The following is a 733-nucleotide window of genomic DNA, read 5'->3' as shown; positions in this document are numbered from 1 at the left end:
AGGGCATCGATGCCTTGCGCCAGGAAATTGCCGGTGTGGTCACCGAACGCGGAGCCACCACACGCCGGCTTTCGGCCGACGTAGCTGCCATAGCGGAGAAAATGGGGGCCGGTTCTCGTTGGTGGAGCTCAAGCTCCCGGCGGAGCCGACCAGAAGGCGCTGACCACTGAGTTGGCCGAAGCCGCCGGGGTGGACACCGTGGTCTCAGCGGTGCGCCGCTCCTACAGACTTGACGCGCACAAAAAGACCGGGTGGCCGCTGACTCGCTGGCTTGCCAAGGTGCGCCCGGACCCGTTGCGTCGGCTGAACCTCAAAAGCGCCGATGTGAACCCCACGCTGAATCGCACCTCGTTGCCGATCCCCGGCGCCGCCCAAACAGCTCAGGCCGATTCCGCGGTCAGACGCTATGCCGAGCAAGCAAGCGCGGGTGCTCCCGCGGCCTGGCAGGGTTCGATCCGCAGAGCCTCACGTGCCGGCCGGGAAACACTGCCGGACGAACTTGATCAAGCCATCGCCAACACCGACATCGGGGCTCGCTCCGGGGCCTGGTGGTGGCCGGTGGTCTCGGTCATCCAATGGATCTCCTTGGTCACTGCACTGGCCGGGGCGCTGTGGTTGGGTGCGTTGTTCGCGGCCCAATACTTTCAATTCAGCTTGCCCGAGGTGCCCAAGATCGAAGGGTTCCCCGTCCCCACACTGATGGTGGTCTTGGGAATATTATTGGGAATCGTTC

1 protein-coding gene is annotated in these 733 nt (G+C 64.4%); it reads left to right on the top strand.

What is annotated here, in order from left to right:
- Positions 1–171 precede the first annotated feature (171 nt).
- Positions 172–733, top strand: a 562-nt coding sequence (locus tag B879_RS24135; protein ID WP_202949684.1) for a hypothetical protein, incomplete at its 3' end; no start/stop codon positions are given.

Origin of the sequence: Cecembia lonarensis LW9, from assembly GCF_000298295.1 — a bacterium.
Classification (GTDB): domain Bacteria; phylum Bacteroidota; class Bacteroidia; order Cytophagales; family Cyclobacteriaceae; genus Cecembia; species Cecembia lonarensis.
This window is presented reverse-complemented; position numbering and strand designations above follow the sequence as displayed.